Genomic DNA, 370 nt, shown 5'->3' on the forward strand with positions numbered 1-370 from the left:
TGCGTGTTCCACGCCGGCACTATCCGCACCATCCCGGAGGAGCGGGATGGCAAGCAGCAGAACAAACAGCAAGGCGATGGGCTGGGCGGGATCAGCGCTCCCCCCGGCATACCATGCGTCAGCGGCGAACGACGCAGCAATGCCCAGCAATACCTGGGTTCACAAGCACTGATTACCGCCGCTGGCGCGGGCGTGGCGTCTTTCATCAAACCTGGCCAAAACGTGGCGGTGCTCAGCGGCAACAGCAATGGCGTCGGCACGGTCGGTATTTCCGGCAATGAGGCGATGGGCCGGATACTCGCCAGTGGCGTGCAAGACATGTCGGCCTGGGTCAACAAGCTCTACGGCCAAGCCTTCGCCGCTGTCTATG

At 63.0% G+C, this 370-nt stretch carries 1 pseudogene; it reads left to right on the forward strand.

From position 1 onward, the window contains the following. Positions 1 to 370, forward strand: a pseudogene (locus KDH83_RS32000) (TIGR03752 family integrating conjugative element protein); the annotation flags it as partial.

Source organism: Achromobacter sp. Marseille-Q0513 (assembly GCF_018195695.1).
In the GTDB taxonomy this organism is placed as follows: Bacteria; Pseudomonadota; Gammaproteobacteria; order Burkholderiales; family Burkholderiaceae_B; genus Achromobacter.